The 26,303-nt window shown below is 42.2% G+C and carries 27 protein-coding genes and 1 pseudogene; 18 read left to right on the top strand and 10 right to left on the bottom strand.

Annotated features, from left to right (window positions below):
* Positions 1-2 precede the first annotated feature (2 nt).
* The 4 genes from VB620_RS02130 to VB620_RS02115 all read left to right on the top strand — a co-directional run bounded on the left by VB620_RS02130 (position 3) and on the right by VB620_RS02115 (position 2,981).
* The gene (locus VB620_RS02130) at positions 3-749 is read left to right on the top strand and encodes a pyridoxine 5'-phosphate synthase (protein WP_323194479.1); all 747 of its coding nucleotides are present in this window, start codon (positions 3-5) and stop codon (positions 747-749) included.
* A gap of 95 nt (positions 750-844) precedes the next feature.
* Positions 845-1,627, top strand: a complete 783-nt coding sequence (locus VB620_RS02125) for an ester cyclase (protein WP_323194478.1) — start codon at positions 845-847, stop codon at positions 1,625-1,627.
* Between the two features lie 80 nt (positions 1,628-1,707).
* Entirely contained in the window at positions 1,708-2,037 is a 330-nt protein-coding gene (locus tag VB620_RS02120; RefSeq protein ID WP_323194477.1) for an MgPME-cyclase complex family protein, read from the top strand.
* Between the two features lie 287 nt (positions 2,038-2,324).
* Positions 2,325-2,981 (top strand): hypothetical protein, encoded by a 657-nt coding sequence (locus VB620_RS02115; protein ID WP_323194476.1) that lies wholly within the window; start codon positions 2,325-2,327, stop codon positions 2,979-2,981.
* Position 2,982: 1 nt separating this feature from the next.
* Here VB620_RS02115 and VB620_RS02110 read toward each other — a convergent pair whose 3' ends face one another.
* The 3 genes from VB620_RS02110 to folD form a co-directional block, all read right to left on the bottom strand.
* Complete coding sequence (locus VB620_RS02110; RefSeq protein WP_323194475.1) at positions 2,983-3,438, bottom strand: divergent PAP2 family protein; 456 nt, start codon at positions 3,436-3,438, stop codon at positions 2,983-2,985.
* Positions 3,439-3,529: 91 nt separating this feature from the next.
* On the bottom strand, positions 3,530-4,459 hold the full coding sequence (gene crtE, locus VB620_RS02105) for a geranylgeranyl diphosphate synthase CrtE (RefSeq protein WP_323194474.1): 930 nt from the start codon (positions 4,457-4,459) through the stop codon (positions 3,530-3,532).
* Positions 4,460-4,577: 118 nt separating this feature from the next.
* Positions 4,578-5,453 carry a bifunctional methylenetetrahydrofolate dehydrogenase/methenyltetrahydrofolate cyclohydrolase FolD gene (gene folD / locus VB620_RS02100; RefSeq protein WP_323194473.1) on the bottom strand — a complete coding sequence of 292 codons (876 nt, stop codon included), beginning with the start codon at positions 5,451-5,453 and terminating at the stop codon, positions 4,578-4,580.
* Positions 5,454-5,697: 244 nt separating this feature from the next.
* On the opposite strand from folD, the gene VB620_RS02095 reads away from it, so the two are divergent.
* From VB620_RS02095 to VB620_RS02085, 3 genes are all read left to right on the top strand, one after another.
* Positions 5,698-6,066 carry a hypothetical protein gene (locus tag VB620_RS02095; protein ID WP_323194472.1) on the top strand — a complete coding sequence of 123 codons (369 nt, stop codon included), beginning with the start codon at positions 5,698-5,700 and terminating at the stop codon, positions 6,064-6,066.
* Positions 6,067-6,097: 31 nt separating this feature from the next.
* The gene (locus tag VB620_RS02090) at positions 6,098-6,523 is read left to right on the top strand and encodes an NUDIX hydrolase (RefSeq protein ID WP_323194471.1); all 426 of its coding nucleotides are present in this window, start codon (positions 6,098-6,100) and stop codon (positions 6,521-6,523) included.
* Positions 6,524-6,738: 215 nt separating this feature from the next.
* The gene (locus VB620_RS02085; RefSeq protein WP_323194470.1) at positions 6,739-7,062 is read left to right on the top strand and encodes a DUF1825 family protein; all 324 of its coding nucleotides are present in this window, start codon (positions 6,739-6,741) and stop codon (positions 7,060-7,062) included.
* A gap of 36 nt (positions 7,063-7,098) precedes the next feature.
* On the opposite strand, the gene VB620_RS02080 is transcribed toward VB620_RS02085, so the two are convergent.
* The gene (locus VB620_RS02080) at positions 7,099-9,021 is read right to left on the bottom strand and encodes a transglycosylase domain-containing protein (protein WP_456153854.1); all 1,923 of its coding nucleotides are present in this window, start codon (positions 9,019-9,021) and stop codon (positions 7,099-7,101) included.
* A 169-nt stretch (positions 9,022-9,190) separates the two neighbouring features.
* Between VB620_RS02080 and tyrS the strand changes: the two genes are divergently transcribed.
* From tyrS to VB620_RS02065, 3 genes are read left to right on the top strand one after another with little or no spacing between them, the layout of a single operon-like run.
* Complete coding sequence (tyrS, locus tag VB620_RS02075; protein WP_323194469.1) at positions 9,191-10,390, top strand: tyrosine--tRNA ligase; 1,200 nt, start codon at positions 9,191-9,193, stop codon at positions 10,388-10,390.
* A gap of 11 nt (positions 10,391-10,401) precedes the next feature.
* Positions 10,402-11,118: an orotidine-5'-phosphate decarboxylase gene (gene pyrF, locus VB620_RS02070; protein ID WP_323194603.1), complete on the top strand. Its 717-nt coding sequence runs from the start codon at positions 10,402-10,404 to the stop codon at positions 11,116-11,118.
* Positions 11,115-11,702 carry a hypothetical protein gene (locus tag VB620_RS02065; protein ID WP_323194468.1) on the top strand — a complete coding sequence of 196 codons (588 nt, stop codon included), beginning with the start codon at positions 11,115-11,117 and terminating at the stop codon, positions 11,700-11,702. Before pyrF ends, VB620_RS02065 begins: the two co-directional genes overlap by 4 nt.
* On the opposite strand, the gene VB620_RS02060 is transcribed toward VB620_RS02065, so the two are convergent.
* Both VB620_RS02060 and VB620_RS02055 read right to left on the bottom strand, forming a co-directional pair.
* Positions 11,699-11,887 (bottom strand): hypothetical protein, encoded by a 189-nt coding sequence (locus tag VB620_RS02060; protein ID WP_323194467.1) that lies wholly within the window; start codon positions 11,885-11,887, stop codon positions 11,699-11,701. The two genes, VB620_RS02065 and VB620_RS02060, sit on opposite strands and share 4 nt — an antisense overlap.
* A gap of 189 nt (positions 11,888-12,076) precedes the next feature.
* Complete coding sequence (locus VB620_RS02055; RefSeq protein WP_323194466.1) at positions 12,077-12,352, bottom strand: hypothetical protein; 276 nt, start codon at positions 12,350-12,352, stop codon at positions 12,077-12,079.
* A 105-nt stretch (positions 12,353-12,457) separates the two neighbouring features.
* On the opposite strand from VB620_RS02055, the gene VB620_RS02050 reads away from it, so the two are divergent.
* Complete coding sequence (locus tag VB620_RS02050; RefSeq protein ID WP_323194465.1) at positions 12,458-13,036, top strand: Uma2 family endonuclease; 579 nt, start codon at positions 12,458-12,460, stop codon at positions 13,034-13,036.
* 328 nt (positions 13,037-13,364) lie between these two features.
* Here the strand turns inward: VB620_RS02050 and VB620_RS02045 are convergent, their stop codons facing one another.
* Entirely contained in the window at positions 13,365-14,042 is a 678-nt protein-coding gene (locus VB620_RS02045) for a uracil-DNA glycosylase (protein ID WP_323194464.1), read from the bottom strand.
* Between the two features lie 208 nt (positions 14,043-14,250).
* Here VB620_RS02045 and VB620_RS02040 point away from each other — a divergent pair, with 208 nt between their 5' ends.
* The 5 genes from VB620_RS02040 to thyD all read left to right on the top strand — a co-directional run bounded on the left by VB620_RS02040 (position 14,251) and on the right by thyD (position 21,743).
* On the top strand, positions 14,251-15,819 hold the full coding sequence (locus VB620_RS02040; protein ID WP_323194463.1) for a CPBP family glutamic-type intramembrane protease: 1,569 nt from the start codon (positions 14,251-14,253) through the stop codon (positions 15,817-15,819).
* 770 nt (positions 15,820-16,589) lie between these two features.
* The gene (locus VB620_RS02035) at positions 16,590-16,865 is read left to right on the top strand and encodes a TM2 domain-containing protein (RefSeq protein ID WP_323194462.1); all 276 of its coding nucleotides are present in this window, start codon (positions 16,590-16,592) and stop codon (positions 16,863-16,865) included.
* A gap of 453 nt (positions 16,866-17,318) precedes the next feature.
* Positions 17,319-19,721, top strand: a complete 2,403-nt coding sequence (locus tag VB620_RS02030) for a heavy metal translocating P-type ATPase (RefSeq protein ID WP_323194461.1) — start codon at positions 17,319-17,321, stop codon at positions 19,719-19,721.
* Between the two features lie 556 nt (positions 19,722-20,277).
* Positions 20,278-20,718 (top strand): FHA domain-containing protein, encoded by a 441-nt coding sequence (locus tag VB620_RS02025; RefSeq protein WP_323194460.1) that lies wholly within the window; start codon positions 20,278-20,280, stop codon positions 20,716-20,718.
* 98 nt (positions 20,719-20,816) lie between these two features.
* The gene (gene thyD / locus VB620_RS02020; RefSeq protein ID WP_323194602.1) at positions 20,817-21,743 is read left to right on the top strand and encodes a thylakoid membrane protein ThyD; all 927 of its coding nucleotides are present in this window, start codon (positions 20,817-20,819) and stop codon (positions 21,741-21,743) included.
* Here the strand turns inward: thyD and VB620_RS02015 are convergent.
* The 3 genes from VB620_RS02015 to VB620_RS02005 form a co-directional block, all read right to left on the bottom strand.
* Positions 21,731-21,973, bottom strand: coding sequence for a hypothetical protein (locus VB620_RS02015; protein WP_323194459.1), 243 nt, complete (start codon positions 21,971-21,973; stop codon positions 21,731-21,733). The genes thyD and VB620_RS02015 overlap by 13 nt on opposite strands.
* A 234-nt stretch (positions 21,974-22,207) precedes the next feature.
* Positions 22,208-22,627, bottom strand: coding sequence for a tetratricopeptide repeat protein (locus tag VB620_RS02010; RefSeq protein ID WP_323194458.1), 420 nt, complete (start codon positions 22,625-22,627; stop codon positions 22,208-22,210).
* Positions 22,628-22,712: 85 nt separating this feature from the next.
* Positions 22,713-23,069, bottom strand: coding sequence for a HesB/IscA family protein (locus VB620_RS02005; protein WP_323194457.1), 357 nt, complete (start codon positions 23,067-23,069; stop codon positions 22,713-22,715).
* 298 nt (positions 23,070-23,367) lie between these two features.
* Here VB620_RS02005 and VB620_RS02000 point away from each other — a divergent pair.
* Positions 23,368-24,868 (top strand): annotated as a pseudogene (locus tag VB620_RS02000) (DUF6930 domain-containing protein).
* A 1,056-nt stretch (positions 24,869-25,924) separates the two neighbouring features.
* The gene (locus VB620_RS01990) at positions 25,925-26,101 is read left to right on the top strand and encodes a ribbon-helix-helix domain-containing protein (protein WP_323194455.1); all 177 of its coding nucleotides are present in this window, start codon (positions 25,925-25,927) and stop codon (positions 26,099-26,101) included.
* Positions 26,102-26,303 lie beyond the last annotated feature (202 nt).

Here is a 26,303-nt window from a genome sequence, read left to right as displayed (position 1 = left end):
GGGTGCCTACACTGGGAGTTAACATTGACCACATCGCCACCATTCGCCAAGCCCGGCGGACAGTGGAACCAGACCCCGTAGCGGCGGCGGTACTAGCAGAATTAGCAGGTGCAGATGGAATTACAGTACATTTGCGGGAAGATCGGCGACATATTCAAGACAGAGATGTGCTACTCTTGCGGCAGACAGTGCGATCGCACCTCAACTTAGAAATGGCCGCCACCGATGAAATGGTAGCGATCGCCCTAGACATTAAACCCGATTACGTCACCTTAGTCCCCGAAAAGCGCGAAGAAGTAACCACAGAAGGCGGATTAGATATCGTCGGACAAATTGCTAGAATAGGTGAGATAGTTGATAAATTGCAGAGCGCTGGTATTCCTGTTAGTTTATTTATTGACGCACAACCTGCACAAATTGAAGCATCTGTCAAGGTACAAGCACAATTTATTGAACTGCACACAGGACAGTACGCCGAAGCCAAAGACGAAAAACATCGCCAGCAAGAATTAGCCATATTAGCTCAAGGCTGCGAAAAAGCCATAAAAGCCGGCTTGCGCGTCAATGCTGGACATGGACTCACCTACTGGAACGTTTATCCTGTAGCCACACTACCAGGAATGGAAGAACTGAACATTGGTCATACCATTATCAGTCGAGCCGCATTAGTAGGAATAGAGAGAGCAGTCCGCGAAATGAAACAAGCAATTACAGTGAACAGTAAACAGTTATCACAATTTTCTTTCTAGCCTGATAACTGATAACTGACACCTGATAACTGAAAAAGAGGGGTTGTAACTGCGAAATCCGGAAATTTGGAGTTAAATCTTTCAGCAGAACTTCTATGACCTCAACAGATTCCAACAGCCTTCCCCTTTGGGTACAGCACAGAGATAAAGTACTAGAACAAAGCACTGATATCGAATGGCGCTATGGCAAATTTCCCGACTATACCCGTTCCAACGAAAATATCGCCAAAGAAAGCACACGCAATCATCCCGAAGGTTCACTAGAAGCCATAGTGCAGAACTTGGTGAGAACCTTCGATGTCGAAGCTAACTTTAAAACCAACCCCCAACAGTGGATATCGGTTGTCAACGACAAGTTCCGCATGAGTACCAATGGAGGTCCAGGCTACACAGTATCAGATTTAGTCGAGTCAGGAACTTACAAACTCCTAATTGGTAACACCCAACATTACAAAGCTGCTGAAGAAGACTTTGAAACATCCACAAACCTCTTCCATACAGCATTTCCTGAAGGATTTACCTGGGAAGTCCTAGAAGTGTTCTCAGCCCCACCCACAGTAGCCTTTAAATGGCGGCATTGGGGACATTTTAAAGGTGCATACAAAGACCACGCCCCCACAGGAGAAACTATAGAAGTAATCGGTATGAGTATTGCTCGTGTCACTGATGACTTGAAAATCCTGTCCTTGGAACACTATTATGACAATACCAAGTTCTTAGAAAAGCTGACAGCAAGCGGCAAACAAGCAATTGGTGAGCCAAAGCAGAAACCAGCAAATTTTTGGAGTTTTTTCCAACAATTGTGGAATTGGCAAGGAAAACCGAAAAGTGACCAAGGAAAAAGCAGTGCTTGTCCTTTTAGTGCTTTCATGAGGTAATTACGGTTTAATTATTTTTTAGGGGTACAGTGCTACATCCTGTACCCTGAAATTATTGAATAGTAAGCAAAGGTTGAAAAATGCAAACATACTATTACGTATTGGCCAGTCAACAGTTCCTGATACACGAAGAACCCACCTCAGAAGTGCTGAAAGAACGCACTCGTCACTACCATGAACAAGAAAAAGAAATTGATTTTTGGTTAGTCAAGCAGCCAGCCTTCTTGGAATCACCAGAAATGGCAGAGGTAAAAGCAAAGTGTCCTAAACCAACAGCCGCCATTATTTCCACAAATTCCCAATTTATTACCTGGCTAAAACTGCGATTAGAGTATGTGATTACAGGAGAATTTCAAGCTCCTTCTGGGACCATATCAGATCCTTTGGCATCACTGACATCTGTATCCTAATATCCAAGTTCGTAGTAAGAACTTTAGTTCTAATTTTCTCATACCTTTTTTGTCAGGAATCTTACCCAATTTCTGGATTTGATTCTGCTGATGGAGACACTTCGCAAACCTGATTCATAAAAGTTTAGCAACATCGCCACCGCAGCTATCCGACAAAATTGGTATTAGCACTAAAGTGCTTACTACAAACTCTCATAGAAACGAAGAAAATTTGAGGCGGCTTACAACCTCTCCTGAGTAGCCGTACAAAAAACTTATTTTTGAAATCTTTGCCCAAAATCCAGTTTATGATTCCCAAATTCTTAAAAAAATTTGATCCTTTATCTACCACCTTAGCACTTGCAGCCGCAGGGTTTATCGGTAGCATGACTCCTGTCACTGCTCAACAAAATATTCCTATTTGTCAACCTCCCCGCCCTGGGGAATATCTTTTGTTGGTAGTTAGTCCCACTGTCAATAGTCAGCAACAGCTACGTAGTGCCTTACCAAATCAAATTCAAGGGACAACCTGCCAATATCTCAATGATACCGTGACGCGGATAGGTGGGTTTAACAGCATTGACAATGCCAATCGTTGGGCAAAATATGTCAATAATATTGTCGGCTTATCTGCCATCATCACGACACAACCCACAGCAGCTAATGTCACACAAGTACCAACTCCACCTCAGACAGTCAGCTTTAACCCCCAAGTCCTCGGAGATGGTTATGCTGTATTAGTGGAGTATTTTAACAAACCAGAACTGGCAAATAGCATACAACAAGTACTGGGAGGTAACATTGGATTTGCTTCCTACGGACAACGCCCATACTTACTGGCAGTTTATACTGGAAACCAACAAGAAGCATACACAACCCTGCAACAACTCACCGAACGGGGGTTTTTTGCAGTTCTAGTAGATGGCAGTAAAGTTATGTTACTGCGCTCATCTGTCCGTTTATAAGTTAGTAAGCAGACCTAGCTAACCAATAAATGGTGATACCCAAGGCTGAACCAGCTATCACTTGCACTGGTGTATGCCCTAGTAGTTCTTTGAGTCGGTCTTGACTAAAGTCTGGTTTTTCATGGAATAATTCATCAATCATTTGATTGAGAATTCGTGCTTGCTTACCAGCAGCTTGGCGAACTCCGGCGGCATCATACATGACGATGATGGCAAAAACCATAGCTACAGCAAATTCCGGCGATGCCCAACCCAGACTTTGCCCGACACCAGCTGCAAGAGCTGTTACCAAAGCTGAATGGGCGCTAGGCATACCTCCAGTGGTGACTAAAACACGCACATTCAGCTTACGATGTCTGATTAACTCAACTACAAGTTTCAATACTTGAGCAATTAAACAAGCTACCAGAGCAACCAGCAGCACCCGGTTATCTAAAATATTGCCTATGTCCTGCATGGTTTTTTGGTGAGATTAGTATAAATTTAGCAGCAATTATTTCCTGAAGAAACATTTTTATGTAACCCATAATCCTAGATCAAATCTGGATCTAGTTATTGCGACTAGTGATAAAGTGAGCCAGCGCCTGGAGTGGCTGTGCTAATTTACCAAATGTTGCCAATTCCTCACAGGCTGCTTGCACTAGCTGTTGAGCTTTGGCGCGTGATTCTTCTATTCCCCACAGGCTGGGATAGGTAACTTTTTTAGCTATGAGGTCTTTACCAGCAGTTTTACCTAATTGCTCCTGAGTCCCAGTGATATCGAGAATATCATCTATGATCTGAAATGCCAGACCGATGTTTTGAGAATAGCGAGAAAGTCTTTCTATGTCTTCAGAGGAAGCGCCGCCGACAATACCGCCACAAACAACACTGGCTTCTAAAAGGGCTGCCGTTTTATGGTTGTGAATAAAATTCAGGGTTTCTAGAGAAATATCTAACTTACCTTCTGAGTCTAAATCAACTACTTGACCGCCCACTAAGCCAGCCGCACCCAAGGCTTTACCGAGACGAGCAACTACTTTTAAAACTCGCTCTCTAGAAACGGTTTCAGGGGTTTGAGTGACAACGAATTCAAAAGCGTAAGCTAACAAGCCATCACCAGCTAAAATGGCGATATTTTCACCATAAACTTTGTGATTTGTCAACCTGCCACGACGATAATCATCATTATCCATTGCTGGCAGGTCGTCGTGAATTAATGACATTGTATGAATCATTTCCATCGCGCAGGCGGTGGGCATGGCCATTTCAATTGTCCCGCCGATCATTTCACAGGCTGCAAGGCAAAGAATTGGACGTACACGCTTACCTCCAGCTAATACCGAGTAGCGCATGGATTCATAAATCTTTTCGGGATAAATTACGGGAAGAGCCTGATCCAGGGCAGTTTCACAAAGCTGTTGCCGTTCTTTGAGATAGGGTTTGAGGTTAAAGGTGGCTGTCTCTGTCATTTTCTGGAGGTTCTCAGCTGCGACCATTCTTAATTCCTTCAATTTTAGGCGGTTGGCTGTTTGTCTTATCCGTCACAATTTTACGCTCTGGGGTGGAAAAAGTGGTGAGTTAGGTGTGAGGAGTTAAAAATTTAGAATTAATAACTCATTTTGCCTTTTTCAAATAACTGGCAACTGTATTTTTCAGTAACATGGCTACAGTCATGGGTCCAACACCACCAGGAACTGGAGTGATATATTCTGCCACACCAGCAGTTGATTCCCAGTCAACATCGCCGACTAAACGACTTTTGCCACTGGCATCTGTGATGCGATTCATCCCCACATCTACCACAACGGAGCCTGGTTTGACCATTTCGCCGGTAATTAATCCTGGGCGACCTACCGCAGCAATGATCAGATCAGCATTTTTTGTGATGTTACTAAGGTGGAGGGAGCGCGAGTGGGCAATAGTCACAGTCGCATCAGCTTCTAGTAGCATTAAGGCCATGGGTTTGCCTACTAAAATACTGCGTCCCACCACTACAACTTGTTTGCCCTGTAAAGGAATTTCATATTCTTGCAATAGTCGCATCACACCAGCTGGGGTACAACTGCGTAAACCAGTTTCTCCCCGTACTAGCCGCCCTAAGTTGACTGGATGCAGTCCATCAGCATCTTTATCTGGGTCGATTGTATTCAGCAAGGCGACAGAATCTAAGTGGCTGGGTAGAGGTAACTGCACGAGAATACCATCTACACGTTCATCTTGGTTGAGTGCAGCAATTACTGCTTCTAGTTCCCTTTGGGTTGTTTGTGTGGGAAAATGCTTGCCGAAAGAAGCAATACCGACTTTGGCGCAAGCCCGTTCTTTGTTGCGTACATAAGCAGCTGATGCGGGGTTATCTCCCACCATTAATACAGCTAAACCAGGCGATCGCCCAATTTTTGCTTGTGTTTCTGTTGTCATAGCTGAAAGTTCTTGATGAATTTTTTCAGCTAAGGCTTTACCATCGAGAAGTTTGGCAGTTTTTGTTTCCATTAAAATCCCCACAAGACTCGCCTTTAGTCTATATTTCAGGCGTTACTGCTTAATGTCGTAGCGTCTTTATATTCACAAGACTATACTCATATTGTTTATTTTCTCAGATTAACTGCCTCATCGGAACAGCGAAGATTTGAAGAATCATCCCCAAAATGTACGCACCGGAACTGAGTTCATGCAAATAACCCAAAATTTTCCCAGATTCAGGCTTTTTCCCGCCTCACAGAGATATGGAGTTAGTATGATTCCTTACCGCCAGGGGATTACTTTATTAATTGTTGTGGGTCTTTGTGGTTGTAGTTCTTTTACAACACCAAGTTTCAAAGCTGGTCACTTCAGTATTGGTAGCAATGTCACCTTGATTGAGGAAATTAAACCAGAAACAGACCAGGAGACTACAGTTTACATCCAAGGTAAGATCGAAAAGCAAGTACCGTTACTTGAGCAATGGGCATATCAAATTAACGACTCCACAGGCAAAATTTGGGTAGTTACCGATCAACCCAATCTTAAAGAAGGCGAGCAAGTAGTAATTAAAGGTAGAGTTCGCTACAAGAGTATTCCCTTGGCTGAACAAGAGTTTGGGGAAGTCTATATAGAGGAAATTTAAAATTATCAGGAGAAATTAGCGGTGAAAATGGATGAATAATCAACCAATTCATGTAGCGATCGCAATTCTTTACCAAGAAGATAAATTTCTCATGCAATTGCGAGATAATATCCCTGGTATTTTCTATCCTGGTTACTGGGGTCTATTCGGTGGACATCTGGAAATTGGTGAGACACCCGATATCGCAGTAAAACGAGAAGTTATGGAAGAAATCGGCTATACCCTCCCAAAATTCTTTGAATTCGCTTGTTATGCAGATGATGCAGTTGTTCGTCATGTCTTCCATGCGCCCCTCCTAGTCGAATTAAATCAACTCAACTTAAACGAAGGTTGGGATATGGGATTATTAACACCTGAAGATATTCACCAAGGTGAGTGTTATTCCCCCATAGCCGATGAAATCAGACCTTTAGGCGCTATACATCAAAAAATTATGCTGGATTTTATTAGTCATTAGTCATTGGTCATTGGTAAAAAACTTCCCCCCTGCTCCCTGCTCCCTGCCCCCCTGCCTCTTCTCCCCCACACTCCCCCAGTCAAGTGTTGAAATTCCGGTAAAAAACCGTACTTAAACCGAAACTTCTTCCCTAGATGAATTCCCTAGACTAAAATAGTAATAGAGGCAAAAATATTAAGCTGCTGAGTTTAAATGCTCAGTTGAATATAAGCAAAATGGGATTCTTTGACTCTGATATCGTTCAGCAAGAAGCAAAACAGCTATTTGAAGATTATCAAGCCCTGATCAATCTTGGCAACAACTACGGCAAGTTTGATCGTGAGGGTAAAAAGCTGTTTATTGAGCAAATGGAAGCTATGATGGATCGCTATCGCGTCTTTATGAAGCGATTCGAGCTATCAGAGGATTTTATGGCGCAGATGACTGTGCAGCAACTCAAAACTCAACTTGGTCAATTTGGAGTAACTCCCCAACAGATGTTTGAGCAAATGAATATGACCCTAGAGCGCATGAAAAGCGAACTAGAAAAACAGCAGTAGTGGATTGTGAACTACCCATCCACAATCCCTGCTTACTTATGATCTGGGGCGTTTAAAGTTAGAAGGTGACTTAAAGTTCTCCGCAGGTACACCTTTGAGGGCTTGCTGCATAAAATCTTTCCAGATGGGAGCCACCATACCACCACCAGTTGCACCTCTAGATAATGGTCTGTTATCATCTCTACCTACCCAAACCGCAGTTGTTAACTGTGGCACAGTGCCGACATACCAAATATCCCTTTCCGATGAAGTAGTTCCTGTTTTACCAGCGCTGGGGCGACCTATATCGGCAGCTTTGCCAGTTCCTGACGTAACTACTGAACGCATGATATCGATAGTGGTTGCTGATGCCCATTGATCCAGGACCAACTGGGGTTTAGGTGTATTATCTAGTAAAATATTGCCACTACTATCAGTGACACGCGCCATAATTGTCGGTGGTGATTGCCAGCCATAATTAGCCAGGGTAGCGTAAGCACTAGTTAATTCCAAAGGTGTAATACCTATAGCTCCCAGGGGCAAAGAAGTTACAGGAGCCATCGGACTTTTGATTCCCAGGGTACGTGAAACCTCTACAACTTTATTCATACCCACAGCCATACCCAGTCTGATAACTGGAATGTTGCGAGACTGAGCTAAGGCCGAGCGGATTGAGATTGCTCCTTGAAAACTATTATCGTAGTTCTTGGGACTGTACCAACCGCTACCATCTCGATAACTCACTGCTGTATCTTGAACAATGCTGTTTGGTGTATATTTACCAGTAGAAAAGGCAGTATAATATACCAATGGCTTAAAGGCAGAGCCTGGTTGACGCTGGGCTTGGGTGGCACGATTAAACTCGCTACCTCTAGAGTCTATCCCCCCTACCAGTGCTTTCACAAAATGGGTTCGGGGATCTATCGCTACTAGGGCAATTTGATTATTTCGCAGCCCTTGACGGTTTAATCTTGTACTCCATTTACTGACAGTATTTTCTGCCATTATTTGAAAATTAGTATCAACAGTGGTTTGTACGCGCATTCCACCCTTAATTAGCGCTTCCCGCCCAAATTTCTGGACTAATTCTTGAGATACAGTATTAGTTACGTAGGGTAAAGCGCTACCTTGAAATGACCTAATTTTTCCAAATTTCAGTTCTTGCTTTAAAGCATCATCATATTCTTGCTGGCTGATCCACTGCAATTCCAGCATCCGACCCAAAACTTCCCTTTGTTTGCGTTTTGCTAGTGTCATGCTTGCAAAGGGGCTGAATTCTTCTGGCGCTTGGATTAAACCCGCCATCATTGCTGACTCACCCAAGGTTAAGATTTCTGCTGACTTTTCAAAGTAACTGCGTGCTGCTGTTTGGACACCATAGTTATTATGACCCCAATAAACTTGATTGAGGTACATTTCCAAAATTTGGTCTTTGCTCAGAATTTGTTCTAGCCTAATGGCCAGTACTCCTTCGGCTAATTTACGAGTATAGGCACGTTTTTGAGATAAAAATAAATTTTTCACCAGCTGCATGGTGATGGTAGAACCGCCTTCTCGTACACCACCTGCGGCCAGGTTAGTGATTAAAGCCCGTCCGATACCACTGGGGTTGATGCCATGATGATCGTAAAAATGACCATCTTCACTGGCTAGAACTGCGCGTTTTAGATGAGGGGAAATTCTATCTAAGGCCATGACTTCTCGGTTGGCTTCACCGTGAAGACTGGTTAAGAGTTTGCCATTAATGTCATAAATATAAGTTGTTTCTGATGGTAAAAAGTTACGCAATTGTCTCACGTCTGGCAAATTACGGAAACTAATAGCCAGACCGACTAGGCCTCCGGCTACAATAGAGCTTGCCAGCATGGTGATTGAGAGGATAGTACCGCCAGTTATTTGGCCAACCCCTTTCAAAAACTCAAAACCTGATGAAGTCTGACGTTGCGGTTGTTTATTTGTAATAGTCCTAGAAGACGACACGGCGTTCTCACTTCCTCACTTGTAAATATAACTGTAATTCATTCAATGAAGCTTGGCGGTTAATTGTTGGCAATTATCTAAATTTGGTTGAAGTACGGACAAATTGCCAGCGAACATAACCAACCTAACTTATAAAGTAAAAAGGGTAGTTAATCACGAATCTCTGAGTATGACGCAAAATTTTTCTTGGCTACATCGTGGAATAGTAGAAATTTTCCCCCAACCAACTGATGCAGATTCTGAAAGTGAAAGTTTAGAGAAGCGCTTGCTAACTACGAATCGACCTTTGAGGATCAAATTGGGAATTGATCCCACTGGATCTGATATTCATCTTGGTCATAGCATACCAGTACGGAAACTGCGGGGTTTTCAGGATGCTGGTCATACAGCTGTTCTGATTATTGGGGATTTTACGGCTCGGATTGGCGATCCTACAGGTAAGTCTGAGGTGCGTCGTCAGCTAACAGAGGCGGATGTGGCACAAAATGCTCAAACTTATCTGGATCAAGTGCGCCCTATTTTGGATTTTGACACACCGGGTAGGTTGGAGGTGCGTTATAACTCAGAATGGCTTGCTGGGCTGGATTTAACTAAGGTTCTGGAGTTACTCTCTACTATGACGGTGAGTCAGATGTTGGCTAAGGAGGGATTTGCTGAACGTTATAAAAAAGAGAATCCTATTTTTATCCATGAGTTCCTATATCCATTGATGCAGGGCTATGATTCTGTGGCTGTTGAGGCTGATGTGGAATTAGGGGGAACTGATCAAAAGTTTAACATTGCTGTAGGGCGAGATTTACAACGGCATTTTGGACAAAAGCCCCAATTTGGTTTGCTGTTACCGATTTTAATTGGTACGGATGGTGTGCAGAAAATGTCTAAGTCTCTGGGTAACTATGTTGGGTTGTCAGAACATCCGGCGCAAAAATATCAGAAGTTACAAGGTGTTCCTGATAGTTTGTTATCTCAGTATTTTGAATTGCTGACGGATTTAAGTTTGGAAAATTTGCCAGAAAATCCCCGCGATCGCCAAATGCTTTTAGCTTATGAAGTTGTGCAACAATACAACGGTGAAATTGCGGCTAATGAGGCGAAGGATGCGGCAAAAAGTGGCGGTAAGGAAGGGGCGCTTCCGGAGTTCTCTCTGGCTGGGGTGTCAGATTTTCCGGTGAAGTTGGCATATCTTCTGAATGTGACTGGTTTGTGCAAAAGTACCGGGGAAGGTAAACGAAAAATTCAAGAGGGTGGGGTACGCTTAGATGGCGATCGCATGACTGATGTTGATACCATTTTTGATCAGCCTAGTGAATTACACGGACGAGTGCTGCAAGTTGGTAAAAATAAGTTTGTGCGACTTCTCAATAACTAATGACTAGACCAATGAGTAATAACCAAATAATTGTGCCGTTGGATGTAGCGGATCTAGAAAGTGCGATCGCCCTTGTAGATCAATTACCCCAAGTCAATTTCTGGAAGGTGGGTTTAGAGTTATTTACTAGTTCTGGCCCCAAAATTCTGGAAGTTTTAAAATCTCGGCAAAAACGGATTTTCTTAGATTTGAAATTTCACGATATCCCTAATACTGTAGCGGGGGCTTGTCGTGGTGCTGCTAGTTACGGGGTGGATTTACTGACAATTCACGCCACTGCTGGTAAAGATGCTTTAAAAGCTGCTACCGAAGCAGCACAGGAAGGAGCCGCACAAGCAGGTGTGAAACCACCCCAATTAATCGCTATTACCCTACTGACCAGTATTTCTTCCCGTCAATTGGCGTTTGATTTAAAAGTGCCTTTAGAACTGCCAGAATATGCTTTAGAAATGGCACTAATGGCGCAGGAATCGGGGTTAAATGGGGCTGTGTGTTCCCCCCAGGAAGTCGCGCAGTTACGCCAAACTTGTGAAAATGACTTTTTGCTGGTTTGTCCAGGTGTCCGCCCCTCTTGGGCAGATAAAGGAGATCAAAAGCGATCGCTCACCCCCGCCCAAGCCATACAAGCCGGTGCAGATTACCTCGTCATTGGTCGTCCCATCACAGCTGCGGCTCAACCTGAGTTAGCCTGGAACCAGATTGTGGAAGAGTTAGCAACAGTGGGATGAAACCAAAAGTCAAAAGCAAAAATTATCGTTTGTGGCTAATCGCTTGCGGCTTCTGGTTGTTAGCAGCCAACACACTGTTTTCCCTCACTCACAAAGCCACCGCTACCACTAGCCTGAGTTCCGTTTGTTCTGCACAAAGTTTAGAAAACTTAACACCTCAGCTATTGCACGATTTACCAAGTTATGCAAACCGCGTCACTCAACGCGCCCGCCGTCGTAGTCGCAGCAGTGACATTTATAGCTATATGCTGGTAGCCGGAAAACCTGAATTTGCACCTCTACCCCTGAACACAGACCCGCGCAAAAGTACAACAACCGGAATAGAACAGGTTTTTTTCACTACTTTAGAAAGGCAGTATATCGCTGGAAAGCCGGTAGAATCCCAGCAATTTCACTGGGTTTTATTGACAAAAGGTAATACTGGGTGGCGTTTGGTCATGATGTTTACTCAAATTGGTGCTGATTCACAGGAACAACTAATATCGCCTCCCAGAGATAGTAGTAACGGTGTTGTAGCTCAAGCTGTTAAAACTTGGTTGCGAGATTGTCGGGCGGGTAGTGTGAGGATAAATCCCGGAATTTAACCAGGACCACCGCCATCAGGACCACCGCCATCAGGACCACCGCCATCGGGACCACCGCCATCGGGACCACCACCATTTCTTCGATTAGAATTAGAGGACTTTTTGCTACCAAATGAAGCAGAAGTAATTGCAATGAAGAATATCAGCAACATAACAACCACTGACAATATAATTAACCACGACATAATCCTTCTCCTTTGCTAACGGATTTACTCCATCAACTATATTTCCTTTAGTCGCCTTTGATAATTTCATCCAATTTAGCGGGGACTGCTTGCATATCTTGCCACATTAACCATTTACCTTTTTAGCAATTTCACTGACTATTATTAAGAAATAGTAGCGGACAGTGTGCGGATACATACCGTAATTTATTATTCACCATCACAACCACCACCATCAGAGTCACCACTATCGCAACCACTGCTGCTGTCATATCCACTACTATCAAAAAAACTGCTACTACCTGAGTCATAGCTGCTGGAATCGGATGTATTTGAGGTACTGTAATCACTTTTGCGGTAGGGAGAATTTCTTTGATAACGATTACTAGAATTTTGGTTACGAGGTGAAGCATCAATTAATTTTTGGATTATGTACAGTAATATCCCACCTAAGACAATCACCAGCAATATAGTTGAGTTCCACATAATTTTTCTCCTGTGCTTACCAATTCACCTGATCAACTACAGTTCTTTCAGCAGCTTTTCCTGATTTTATCATTTAGCTAAATTGAACACGGGGTTTAAAAAATTATGATAGCTATTCCTCAACCACCCTCAAAAATGACCGTCCAGGAATATCTGACATGGGAACCCCAACAAGATATTCGCTATGAATATGTCAACGGCAAAATTTTTGCCATGACAGGTGGGACAATTCCTCACAATGATATTGCTCTTAATCTTTATACTGCTTTACGCCCTCATCTCCACTCTAAAGGCTGTCGAGTGAATGTGTCAGATGTGAAGGTGCAAGTTACTCCACAAAGTCCTTACTACTATCCTGATCTTATTGTCAGTTGTGATCCTCAAGACCTCAAAGCTCACAAATTTATTCAATATCCTCGGATAATTGTTGAGGTTCTTTCCCCAGGAACTAGCGCCAGAGATAGAGGTGAAAAATTATCTGATTATTTAACAATGCCAACTTTACAAGAGTATCTCTTGATTGACTCTGAAAAAATTTCTGTTGAGCGTTACTCACGAGGGGAGGGTAGAATGTGGCTTTATTATCCCTATATACCCGGTGACATTATTACTTTATCAAGTATTGAATTTGAGTGTCCTATTGAACTCCTCTATGAAAATGTTATATTTCCAACTGAACAATAACTAAAACAACAAGGCCAAATTAATACTTGATCATATTCAGCATCATCTCCTGTATTCTGAAGCTGTAATCACTCTTCCATACAAGCTTGAATAAATTACTTATCGGCATTGGAATGTTTGTTGGTTCTACTATTGGTAGCTACGTTCCACTTTTATGGGGTGGAAGTTTGTTATCAGTTGTTTCAATCTTGTTCAGTGTGATTGGAGGTATATTGGGAATATTGATTGCCTACCGTCTCTCGAAATATTTAGGGTTTAGTTGAATTAATGAAGGACGACATACTTTTTCTCCTGTGTTGATAGATACACTGGCTCAACTACATTTCCTTTAACCGTTATTCCGGATTTCATCTAATTTAGCGCGGACTGCTTGCATATCTTGCCACATTAACCATTTAGGCTTACCGACTTCTTTAGAAGGATTACGTAGCAAATAAGAAGGGTGAAAAATCGGCATACACAAACGCCCTGACCACTCTATCCACTGACCGCGAATTTTCGTAATTCCCCGCTTATCGCCAGTGATACCTTTAACCGCAGTTGCACCTGTGAGTAAAATTATTTTCGGGTCGATGAGGCGAATTTGTTCTAGTAAGTAGGGTATACAAGCCGCCATTTCGTCAGGGTTAGGGGTGCGGTTTTCTGGTGGACGACATTTATTAATATTGGCAATATATACATCTTGTTCGGTACTCAGATTCACAGATGCTAATATTTTCTCTAACAATTGTCCTGATCTACCGACAAATGGTAAGCCGGTTTCGTCTTCGTTTTGACCTGGTGCTTCCCCTATAACCATGATGGGTGCTTGGAGATGACCACGCCCAACCACAGCATGAGTCCGATTTTCTGCCAAACCACAACGCTGACACTGATTACAATCTTGTGTCAACTCGGCGATATTGTTGTATGTTCCGGGAGGAATGGGAATTTTGGCGTTGGTGGGAATTAAATTTCCTGGTGGTGAGGGGAAGTCATTGAAGAGGTTGAGTTGAATGTCGCTCATGAAAACCGGGATTGGGGATTTAGTACCAGATGGAACTATTGCTGACTGAGTGTTAATTTTACCATTGTATAGATGTCAGTGGCGATCGCCACGCCCCTCTCATCCCACATCTGGCAAACTCAAAATATTTATTGATCAACCTTCGGCGTTTTCTTGCGATAATTGCCAAAGGGTAGGGTTTGTCCTGTGACTTTTTCAAGGGGAATAGATGACGATTAAGCGGTTACTTTTATTTTTTGTCCTGACACCGATAGCAGTTCTGTTGTCTCTGTCGTCTTTATTTGGTAGTTTGCAGGAACCTCAGTTCCAAAGTCGTTTAGAACTATACCAAACTAACATCGCTCTCCAAGCACAAGCCTGGCAGCCAGAAGACAATAGTAACGAAAATTTATCAGCAATTAAAGCAGCGATCTTGGGAGAGAAGCCGCTAGAAATTGCTACCACCCAATATCAACAGGTGCGTGAGTCAGTTACCAAAAATTTTGAGAAAGCTGAAAGTAAACTCAGCGAATCTAAATCTATTCCCCTACCAGCTAAACCTCTAGGAAAAGAACCTCCTGAAACTCAGGTTTCTGCTGAAGAAAAGCAGGAAAAGTTGCAGCAGTCCCTTGAGAAACTGCAAAAATTACAGGCTGATTTAGATTTACATTTAGGCATTTTACAAGCACAGCAAGGAAATACAGATACAGCCATCAAGACTTGGGAAGAATTACAGCAAACCTCAGAAGTTAATCCGGAATTGGGAGACACTGCTGCTGTCTTGAGTGGAATATGGAGTGATCCTCCTCGACTGCTACCGAACTCCTCAGAGTTGATTAACGAAAATTTAGACGGTTGGTTTCGCTCTAGTTCTTTAAGTAGACTTTACGAAATCCAGCAACGACAAGCAGCTTTATCAACAGTTCTAGCCGAAGAACAGGAAGCCGCGATCGCATCTGTGGTGAAATTAGCGCTAATTGCCACAATTCCCACAGTCACAGCATTAACTGGTCTGATATTACTGGTTGTTTTGATTGGTCAGCTGTTGATTAAGGGGAAAGAGTCCATATTGGCGCAAAATGCTGATTTACCTTGGTCAACGCCTTGGGATACGGAAACGATTTTACAGGTTTTTGTGGTGGGATTTTTCTTTATGGGGCAACTCCTAGTACCAGTGTTGCTCTCCCTATTGCCGATTCCTCGACCCATTGAGAATGTTCGCCTCCAGGCTTTGTCTGTTTTAGTCAGTTATGTGATGGTAGCATTAGGGGCGCTGTTGGTGCTTTATGTATCTTTGAAGCCCTTTTTTCCCCTACCAGAAAATTGGTTTCGCTTCCGGTTGCAGGATCGCTGGATTTTCTGGGGATTGGGGGGTTACTGCACAGCGTTACCGATAGTGGTGGTGGTGTCGTTGATTAATCAGCAATTATGGCAGGGTCAGGGTGGTAGTAATCCTCTGTTACAATTAGCACTGGAAAGTCAAGATACTCTAGCTCTGGGAATATTTTTCGCTACAGCTGCGATCGCTGCGCCGATTTTTGAAGAAGTGTTATTTAGGGGTTTTTTACTACCTTCTCTGACTCGTTATGTCCCTGTTTGGGGAGCAATTATTTTGAGTAGTTTGTTGTTTGCGATCGCTCACCTGAGTTTTTCGGAAATTCTGCCTTTAACAGCATTAGGAATGGTTTTAGGAGTAGTTTACACGCGATCGCGCAATCTCTTAGCTCCTATGCTCCTTCATAGTCTTTGGAACAGTGGAACTTTGCTGAGTCTATTTATTTTGGGTAGTGGTAATTAATCAAACTTAATAACACGGTTGCCGTTCTCAAAACTATTTGCTTACATTGCATATATAAGCATTTTAAACTTGGAATTGATGGAGTGTAATTCGGCTTCTGAATTACTGCAATACTTGTATCAAATTTGTTTCCTATCTGATGAGGAAATGCATCTACAAATCATACAAGTAATTTCAAATTAAAAGTATGCTAATGAACAGCAAACAGTGTGCAGTTAGGGATAATTACACCTCAGTACAAACCATCAGTTACTTGCAAATCTGTACAAAGACTAGCCAAAATTTCCTGGTAACAGTGCATAAAATTGGGCAAATAGCACAATATTACCAACATATTGGAACTTAGGTTTTTAAGTTGTAAAATTCAGCGCATAAATTCTGTCTAATCCCATCATAGGGAAGCTTTGAAACCTGTATTTATTACCTATCTGAGCTAAAATCAGGGCTGAGTTTGGCTAATTTTGTATATTCCATGAGTGTAGAAATAGGGTGTAGTAAATGAAGAAATAATTTATTACAGATAAATCTATACTTCATCTACCTAAAAAATTCCCAAATTATCACCATTTTTGTATATTTACCTAAAAAACATCTCTGTATAATATTTTTAGTTTGGTATTTAAACTATACAAAGACTATTTTAATATTGAAAATCAGGCGCATTTTTACTAATAAAAGCTTCAAGATATGTTTACTAAATGAACATATTTTAAAGCTTTAATTTGACTAAAATGAATTTTTTATAATCACTTGACTAGGATAAAAATAATATGGCAAATTTCAATCCCTCTCAACCTACTAAACAACTGATTGCTGGTTACTGCGGTATTATTTTCGGAGGATTGGGAGCGCATAAATTTGTTCTAGGATATGCTCCAGAAGGCTGCATTATGCTGGTAATAGCTCTAATTGGCGGTTTTTTCACCTACGGTATTAGCTTGTTAGTTATGCAGCTAATCGGCTTAATTGAAGGGATGATCTACTTAAACAAAACTCCCGAAGAATTTGTTAATAGCTACTTTATCAACAAACAAGGCTGGTTCTAAAAACTTTCAGAATATCTGTGTTGATCTGTGGTCAATTATTCCTATACCTAGCCCAGCCTGAAAATGTTATATGCTGACAATTAAACGTAAATATCTCAGTTGGATGATGTTTCTACTGGTGGGTATGTGCTACTTCAGCATCATGTCCAGTTTAGACATCAACTATTTTTGGAAGAGTCTAATAGCGATCATGCCCATACAGGTGGTATCTATAATTTATATAACTTATCTGAAATGGACTCGCAGCTAAACAGAATTTACGCAAAAACTCTTTTAAACCCTCTTAACTTAGTGTCCTTTGTGGTTTGTTTTTTCATAATTTTGCGTAAGTCCTGCTAAATTAATAAAATTAATATGATTGACCTTCTGTCATATTGCCGAATTTCGCCTACGCTCAAGAGAGAGACGCTTTTATTGAGGCGTTGAAGTTTTGTAGCGAACCCAACACTTGTCATGCAACTTGTCCCGAAAACAACGCTTACTCAAGAACCAGCCCCGACTGTAGAGAAAATTATCCTAGATGTTGGGGGGATGAAATGTGCGGGATGTGTAAGCGCTGTAGAGCGACAGCTCACCCAATATTCAGGAGTCAAAAGCGCCTGTGTGAATTTGGCTACAGAAGTAGCAGTGATCGAAACAGAACCAGGCAAAGTAGACCCAGATGCACTAGCACAGCAATTAACATCAGCCGGATTTCCTTCTCAATCTCGTCAAGCTAGGGAAAAAGCAACAGGGGATTTAGAAGATCCAGAAGCACGAAAGCGCCGAGAAATGCGTGGGTCATTTCAGCAGTTAATTATTGCGGGAATACTGCTGGTGTTGTCAGGAATTGGACACTTTGCCGATATGGGTGGACAAGTCCTGCCAATATTGAATAACATCTGGTTTCACTGTGGATTGGCGACAGTAGCAATACTGATTCCTGGTCGCCCCATTTTAATAGATGGTTGGCGGGGATGGCGGCGAAATGCTCCTAATATGAATACCCTGGTGGGATTGGGAACGCTGACAGCCTACACTGCTAGTTTAGTTGCACTACTGTTTCCCCAAATGGGTTGGGAATGCTTTTTTGATGAACCTGTGATGATGCTGGGTTTTATCCTCCTGGGTAGGACTTTAGAGCAACAAGCTAGAGGACGCGCCGCAGCCGCTTTTAAAGAATTGCTGTCACTCCAACCACAAACTGCACGATTGATTGTCAACCCAGATCAGGAAAAGGTCGGTTTGGGAACAAATATTGTGGAGATTCCAGCCGAAAAGGTGCGGGTTGGGGAATGGTTGCAGGTACTACCAGGAGATAAAATTCCTGTTGATGGTGAGGTGCGGTTTGGGCAAACGACGGTGAATGAGTCCATGCTGACTGGGGAAGCCGTACCGGTAATTAAGCAGTCTGGGGATTTGGTAGCCGCAGGAACTCTTAACGAGTCAGGTGCGATCGCCATTTTCGCCACTCGGACTGGTAGCGATACCACTTTGGCGCACATTGTCTCACTGGTAGAAGCCGCTCAAACTCGTAAGGCTCCAGTGCAGAAATTAGCTGATACGGTAGCCGGTTACTTTACCTATGGTGTGTTGACTGCTTCTGTGTTGACATTTATTTTTTGGTACTTTTTTGGGACTCACATCTGGGCTGATGTGACTATCTCTGGTGGTATGGAAATGATGAATCACTCGTCACTAGAGGCGATGAATCCGGTTTCTACCCACTCTTCCTTGCTGACTAGTTTAAAACTAGCGATCGCCGTGATGGTTGTGGCTTGTCCCTGTGCGTTGGGATTGGCGACACCTACAGCAATTTTGGTGGGAACCGCCATAGGCGCTGAACGAGGTCTATTAATTAAAGGTGGGGATGTTTTGGAAAGAGTACACCAGTTAGATACAGTGATTTTTGATAAAACTGGTACTTTGACTACAGGTAATCCCACTGTTACCGATTGTTTAACCTTTGGGGAATGGGAAAATCATCAACCTTACTCTCTCCTACAATTAGCAACAGCTGTAGAGAATGGCACTTATCACCCCTTGGCTAAAGCGATTCAGCAAGCCGCCCAGGAGCAAAATTTATCGATTCCTGATGCTGTAGATTTCTACACAGAACCTGGTTTGGGTGTATCTGCTATTGTCGAGGGTAGTTCTGTACTTTTGGGTAATTGGGATTGGTTGAGTCAGCACGACATTTCTCTGAGTGACTCTGCACAACAAATGGCTAATCATCTGGCTGAAAATGGTAAAACCGTGGTTGGTGTGGCCGTTGCGGGTCATTTGGCCGGACTAATTGCCGTTCAAGATGCTCTCAGACCGGATGCTGAGGCTACAGTTAACAAGTTACGTGATCTGGGTTTACGGGTGATGCTGCTCAGTGGCGATCGCTTAGAAGCGGCTCAGGCTATAGCTCAACAATTAGGAATAGATAAAGCTGATGCGATCGCCGGGGTGATCCCCAGTCAGAAAGCGGCTGTCATTGAAGAATTACAAAGGAAATCTGCATCTAAAGTCGCCATGATTGGTGATGGTATTAATGATGCTCCGGCTCTATCACAGGCAGATGTAGGAATTGCTTTATACTCTGGCACAGATGTGGCCATGGAAACGGCAGAAATAATCTTAATGCGCGATCGCTTAAATGACGTAGTGGCATCAATACAACTCAGTCGTGCCACCTTCAACAAAATCCGCCAAAATTTATTCTGGGCATTTGCATACAATACCATCGGCATTCCTTTAGCAGCCGGGATATTGTTACCCAAATTCGGATTTGTCCTCAGCCCTTCTGGGGCGGCGGCATTAATGGCTTTTAGTTCTGTGAGTGTTGTAACTAACTCAATTTTATTGCGGAGAGTCGTTCATCGACTGTAGTTATCAATCTTTTAATGAAATGCTGTTTTTCTGCCATCTCAGGTTACACTTAAGTATCGATACTTAAGTATCCTCATGATCTGTGACTGCTGCTTATGTAGTAACACTAGCATTGACTAAAACTGCAAAGTTTTATTGTTCCTAAGAATAGGAAGTTTTGATCATATTCACCAATATATCACCATAGTTCCTGAAATATGGCAGAAAAAAATGTCGCATTTCCTCATCTGCTGGACTAGAAACCTATCTGTGTAACCCGTAGTAAATGGTTTTTCTGTGGTCTTTCCTAGATAGTAATCGCAGCCATACCCGTCAGGTATTGACGGGTAATTTTTCTAGCACAATAAGCCCGCTTCTCTATAATCAAAGCCTTGATTATTAGACTAATCCCGCCTGAGTTGAAACCAAACATAGTGTACTAGTTCACACCATTTGTAGTTAATCAATTCTATGGCTAGGCCACTCCACCTATGGGTTTAACTGACAAACAGAGAAAAACGCTATCTTCATAATTTTTATGACTTCGAGTACAACCAGTTTTAAGACTAATGTGTCAATGGAAAGTAAAACTGATGAAAGCCACCGACTGATTATTGAGGATAATCAAGGTCGTAAGGAATTTATTTTGCAACAAACCATTTACTCTGTTGGCAGAGGTAAGGATTGTAATATTCGTTTAGCGTCTCAATTTGTCTCTCGTCGTCACGCCACATTAGTGAGAATGCAAGGAAACAATCAGAACAGTTATTATTATCGGATTGTAGATGGTGATGCGACAGGCAAGCCCAGTGCCAACGGTCTAATTATTAATGACAATAAAATTTCAGTTCATAATCTCAAAAATGAAGATGAGATAGTTTTTGGCCCACGGGTACGTGCTATTTATTATCTCTTAAGAAATAGTGATATCTCGGAAAGAACAGATGGTGACGAGTCTGAGATTACAGTCATAAATCATCGCAGGGATGAAGATGAAGATGAAGATACATATACATAGGAGGGAATAGGTTGGAAAGTAGCTAATTAGTCTGTTTTTGTCACCACTTTTTTGGCGGTTGAGAAGGTTAAAATAGGGATTTAAGGTGCATTTGCATGATGAAAGTAGCCATTACTGGAGCAACGGGATTTGTCGGGAGTCGTTTGGTAGAACGACTGCACAAGGAAGGTCATAGAATACTGGTGTTAACTCGTAATACTTCCTCTGCTCAAAAAAGTTTTCCCCCACAGGCTTTTCCTCATGTAGAAATTGTTGCCTATACGCCAACAGTCTCTGGCTCTTGGCAAGATAGTCTTGCCGGTTGTGATGCTGTGGTTAATTTGGCTGGGGAACCCATTGCAGATGAACGCTGGACACCAGAACAAAAGCAGAAAATCCTCAATAGTCGCCAGCTAGGGACACAAAAAATAGTGGAAGCGATCGCCAAAGCTAATCCTCAACCCTCTGTGTTAGTCAATGCTTCGGCTATTGGTTACTACGGTACTAGTGAAACAGCTACCTTTGAGGAAACTAGTTCATCTGGTGATGATTTTCTGGCTCAAGTCTGTCAAACCTGGGAAGCGGAAGCAGAAAAAGTTAAAGATGCTGGTGTGCGCTTGGTGATTCTCCGTTTAGGTATTGTCCTGGGGAATGGCGGCGCTTTGGGCAAAATGATTACACCTTTCAAACTTTTTGCAGGTGGTCCCCTCGGTAGTGGTCGCCAGTGGTTTTCCTGGATTCACTTAGATGACTTAGTTAACCTGATTTTGGTAGCTTTAACTCAACCAGCAATGGAGGGCGTATATAATGCTACTGCTCCCCATCCTGTGCGGATGGCAGAGTTAAGCCAAACTTTAGGAGCCGTTATGCAGCGTCCCTCTTGGTTACCTGTTCCGGGGTTTGCTCTAGAAGCTCTGTTAGGAGATGGGGCGATGGTAGTTTTAGAGGGTCAACAAGTTATACCTCAACGTACCTTAGTGGCTGGCTTTGAGTATGAATACTCTGATTTAAAACCAGCATTATCACAAATAATTCAATCAGCCTGAAATTTGCGAGAAACCCAACTGATTAAACCACTTAGAAGAGCGCCACCCATGAGGATACCAATTGCGGGGTTAAATAAAGGTTGCCAAAGTTGATGCCATAAATCTAAACCTAAGTGTACTCCCGCAGCATCACCAATGGCGGCGATCGCTAACCAACCAAAGCCAAATAAAACTAAGAATACATCAGCAACTAAAACGAGGTTTAGCCAGTTTAATAATTTTTCTTTCATAAGGGGAATGGAGATTGGGGATTGGGCAGTGTGGGGAGTGTGGGGAGTGTGGGGAGTGTGGGGAGTGTGGGAACACTTCGACTTACTTCGACTACGCTCAGTACAAGTTGCTCAGTGCAAGTTGGGGATTGGGTATTAGGAAAACATTTCCCCCCTGCACCCCTTCGACTGCGCTCAGGGCAAGCCTGCCCCCTGCCCCCCTGCACCTCTGCTGCATCTGGAATCTAGACTTAATTATTCAGATAGCCAGGTTTTGACTTTTTGTAAACTTTGCCAATCTGGTTTTCGACTTAAACCATCGGCGATGCTATCGTTAATTTCTTTCTCCCATTCTTCATTGACAAAAATTAACTGTTTGGCCATGTCGATGTGTGGTCGTAGTCCTTTTTCACCTATTTCCAGCATTGACATAGCCAAGTTAATTCTGGCCTGTGGGTCCTGTGGATTTAACTTTACCGCCCTTCGTGCCGCTTTCGCCGCCAATCTCGGTTGATTGTCTAGCAAATACAACCAAGATAAACAAATCCAGGCTGAACTTGTTTCCGGGGCGCGATCGCATACTTCTTTAAATACTGGGATTAAAGATGCTGCTTCTTCACCAGCTTTATAGCGTTCCAAACCTGTATCAAACAGGAATTCAACTGTTTGAGCCATAGCAAATCAGTTAATAGTTATAGAGTCAACAGTAAGTAGTCAGTAATCAACAGTGATTACAAATGACAACCGACCACTGACAATCTTACACTCCAAATGACTTACCGCAACCACAGGTTTGAGATGCATTGGGGTTAGTGAATTGAAAACCACCACCAATCATGGCATCGCTGTAATCGAGCATTAAACCATAAAGGTATAGTAAGCTTTTGCCATCACAAACAATTTTGAAGCCATCGTAATCGAAAACTTCATCTTGAGGGGTGATCTTGCTGGTGTCCTCAAAATCCATCATATAAGACATCCCCGAACAACCACCTTGACGGACTCCTACTCGTAAGCAGAGTTCTTGACCTTGCTTTTCTTGCAAGGATTTTACCTGAGCTAAGGCGGTTGCGCTTAGTTGAATTCCACGCTGTTGAGACTGAGTTGCTTGTGTCATGTTACGGTTTCAACTCCTGAAGTACTGTGATGACTAACCTTTGAGTTTTTATCCTTATTCTAGCGATGTTGAGATATTTAGTAACTAAATTGTCAACAATAGTTCCAAAGCAGCCACAACTTTTTATTCTAGAATTGAGAGATTGGGTCTGTTTAGGTATTCGGTATTTTTAAAGTTCGGTCCTTGTGGCAAACACCAATTCCCCCGATTCTTCATTTGTAATCAGGAATATTTCACCCAAGGCTAGTTATCCCCCACAGTCTACTGCTAAATAGCTTATTTTTGCTAAATCTACTTTATGACAAGTTTTAATCGCTCTACCAGTCGTCGGTTGAAAACACTAACTCAAATTCCTTCTGTATGGGAGGGCGATCGCCGTCCAATGTCATCATCACCAACTTCCGATACTGACTTGGAGGCCAATGGTGAATGCATTCTTTGGGTAGATGGTTCACAGGGTGTTGTCCGAGGAATGGATGTGGTATCTCCTGAAACAGGCCCAGAAGCCATTGTTCGGACTTTAATGCGTGCAATGGAGCATCCCCACAGCCCTGCTAAACCCGCCAGACCCCAAAAAATTGTCGTCAAAGACCGGGAAATTCAGTTTTACCTGCGCGGTGTGCTGCAAGATTTAGATATTGCTATTGATTACGTCCCGGAATTACCCTTAATTGACGAACTATTTCGTGGGTTTACGGAAATCCTCGATAACCAAGTTCCCGATTTACCTCCCCAGTATGCACAAGCTTTGTATAATCAAGCCCTAGCTCTTTGGCAGACGGCTCCTTGGGAATTTTTAGAAGAACAACAAATCTTATCAATAGAGATTAATAATTGGGATGTTGCCACACTCTATACCTCAGTGATGGGGATGCTAGGAATGGAGTATGGAATTTTATTTTATCGTTCAGAAAACTCTCTCAAGCAGTTTCGTGCCGCAGTTTTAGAAGCTGATGAAGCACAAGAACATTTAGAAGAAGCTTTCCTGAAACAGGATTGTCTATTTCTGACTTTTGAAACTGAAAATGATCTCGACGACGATGAAGATGAAGATTTAGCCGATTTGCCTACATCAGAAATTGAGCCAAGTTTCGGCAATATCCATCCACTAGAAGGATTGCGTTCTGTTTTATATGAAGAAGAGGCAGTTGTAGCTTTTGTGGCTCTGGAGAGCTTGAGACGCTTTATCCGCGATTACCATTATCAGCTGAATCATGAGACTTTTCCTAGCCTCAGCCGTCGCTATCGCATTTCTCCGCCCAAATCCAACTCAGAATCAATTAAATCTTTGTATGTGACTGTCTCCACTATGCCGAAGTTAGCAGCAGAATTAGAAGAAATGGCAGGTTTTGGGATGGAGGATGAAGACTTTGCTGATTCTCCTAGCTGGAGAGATGAGTAATAAACTAAGTCTAAGCTCGTCTTTGTCTGTTGAGGATGCGAATTTCCTTAGTCGGCGATCAATCAGTTTAATTTAAACCTCTGATGGTAAATATCGCCGCCGCTAGAGGAGTTAAAGCTATTTGCTGCAATCAGCGAGCCATGATTGGGATTGCTTGGAAACTGAAAATGGTGATTTTTTAGATGATGCTCCAACTTATAGAGAAGCACCTCAAAAATGGCATCAGCAAAATGAAAATATCAATGACTACTGCGGTTTGATGATTACCCAACTAGTTATAACAAGAGCTTCCTGTGGTCGTCCTCTCTAGCAATATCTGATGATTTTCTTTCAGGGGCGATCGCATTCACCTAAAATTTTAGGTCCTGGCACTCTTTCAATCATGCCTCAACTTTAAACCCACTAATTTCCACAGATCAAGATCCACTGTGATTTATCTGTGGTTTTTCGCCTCCACTAGAGTAGATATCCGGAGCTATTTTTGAGGTTTTATGCCAATAGTCAGGGCTTGCAGGATGCTCTGCAACTTTTGAGGGGATATCATTTACCACTTGCTGATAATTTGATTAATTCCGTATATTGTTTTTTCAGGGAACTTATTCAGCAGCAACTTGCGTCGTGTTTCATGGGAAATTCAATTATATATTTCCAATTCTCCAACTGCTTATAGACACAAATTTTTAGGCAATTGGTGAATTTAAACTCAAAACCTAGAGGAACAAAAATATGAGAGAACATTCAATGTTATCAAAATTATAAACAGAGAAAATTATGAGTTTTAACCAGCTCATATCCCTAAATCAAAAATTCTCAGGAAATTCTCTAAAATTGCAGGTTCATAGTAAACGCCACTGGAAAAATAAGCAATAAATTATCCTTTAATTAGTCAATAATCACCGTATGCAATTCTTTGGTTATTGGCTGGCTATGGATACAGTTTTATGACACTAGACAGATGAAAAAATCACTTTCATCTTGAATAATATCACTTGTTAGTAATTACTTTCAGGTGATGATTAACCATAAAACAGATGCATATACATCATAGCAGGTCTAACTAATAGAATCCTGTGGACTTGTAGCACATATTTTTTCAGAGTCTTTACTTACCTGCATTGCGAGAAAATTTGAGATTCTGTTGATCAAGAATAATTGAGCCGACTTGATTTCGTCAAGAGTAAGTATCTCAAGTGTATTTAGCGAATTGAATTGTCAGGCTTTGATGAACAACTTCCAGGTCTAAATATCTTGACCAGAGAGTGTGGGATATCTCGGCTGTTACAATATTAATTCTAGTCTCATATTTTATTGAGCAAGAATCAATACATTTGACCAAGATAACTTTTTTAGTGTTAATGACATTGCTTGTTTATTGACACAAACTCTGATAATCTAATCGTCTTAATCTTCAGTTAATCGTTCTTTTGCATGGTGTCAACATACAGCAGATAACATGATAATGACTAATAAAAAGTGGGCCGTAAAACGTATAACTGTTAACTTGGCAACACAAGAAGCAGAAAAATTAGAAAGATATTGTCAACAAACAGGTAGACCTGCAACAGATGTAATTCGTGAACTAATTAGAGGGCTGACTGTATCAAGTGATAGCAATGAAGCTAATAATTAGGGACGATGAATGTGGGGTAATTTCTACCAGGAAGAGACACAACTTATTCGGTGGGTAGCTTTTATTTGGCAATAGACGAAATCACGTCACTCAATCTACCCATCGGTGTTTCAACTAGTTGATAGTTGTTACTGTCAAATTCATTATAAATCTAGGTTTTGGTGAAGCAGAAAAATTTTTCTTGCCAGATTGCCAATACTCG

Source organism: Nodularia harveyana UHCC-0300 (assembly GCF_034931085.1).
Lineage (GTDB): Bacteria > Cyanobacteriota > Cyanobacteriia > Cyanobacteriales > Nostocaceae > Nodularia > Nodularia harveyana.
This window is presented reverse-complemented; position numbering and strand designations above follow the sequence as displayed.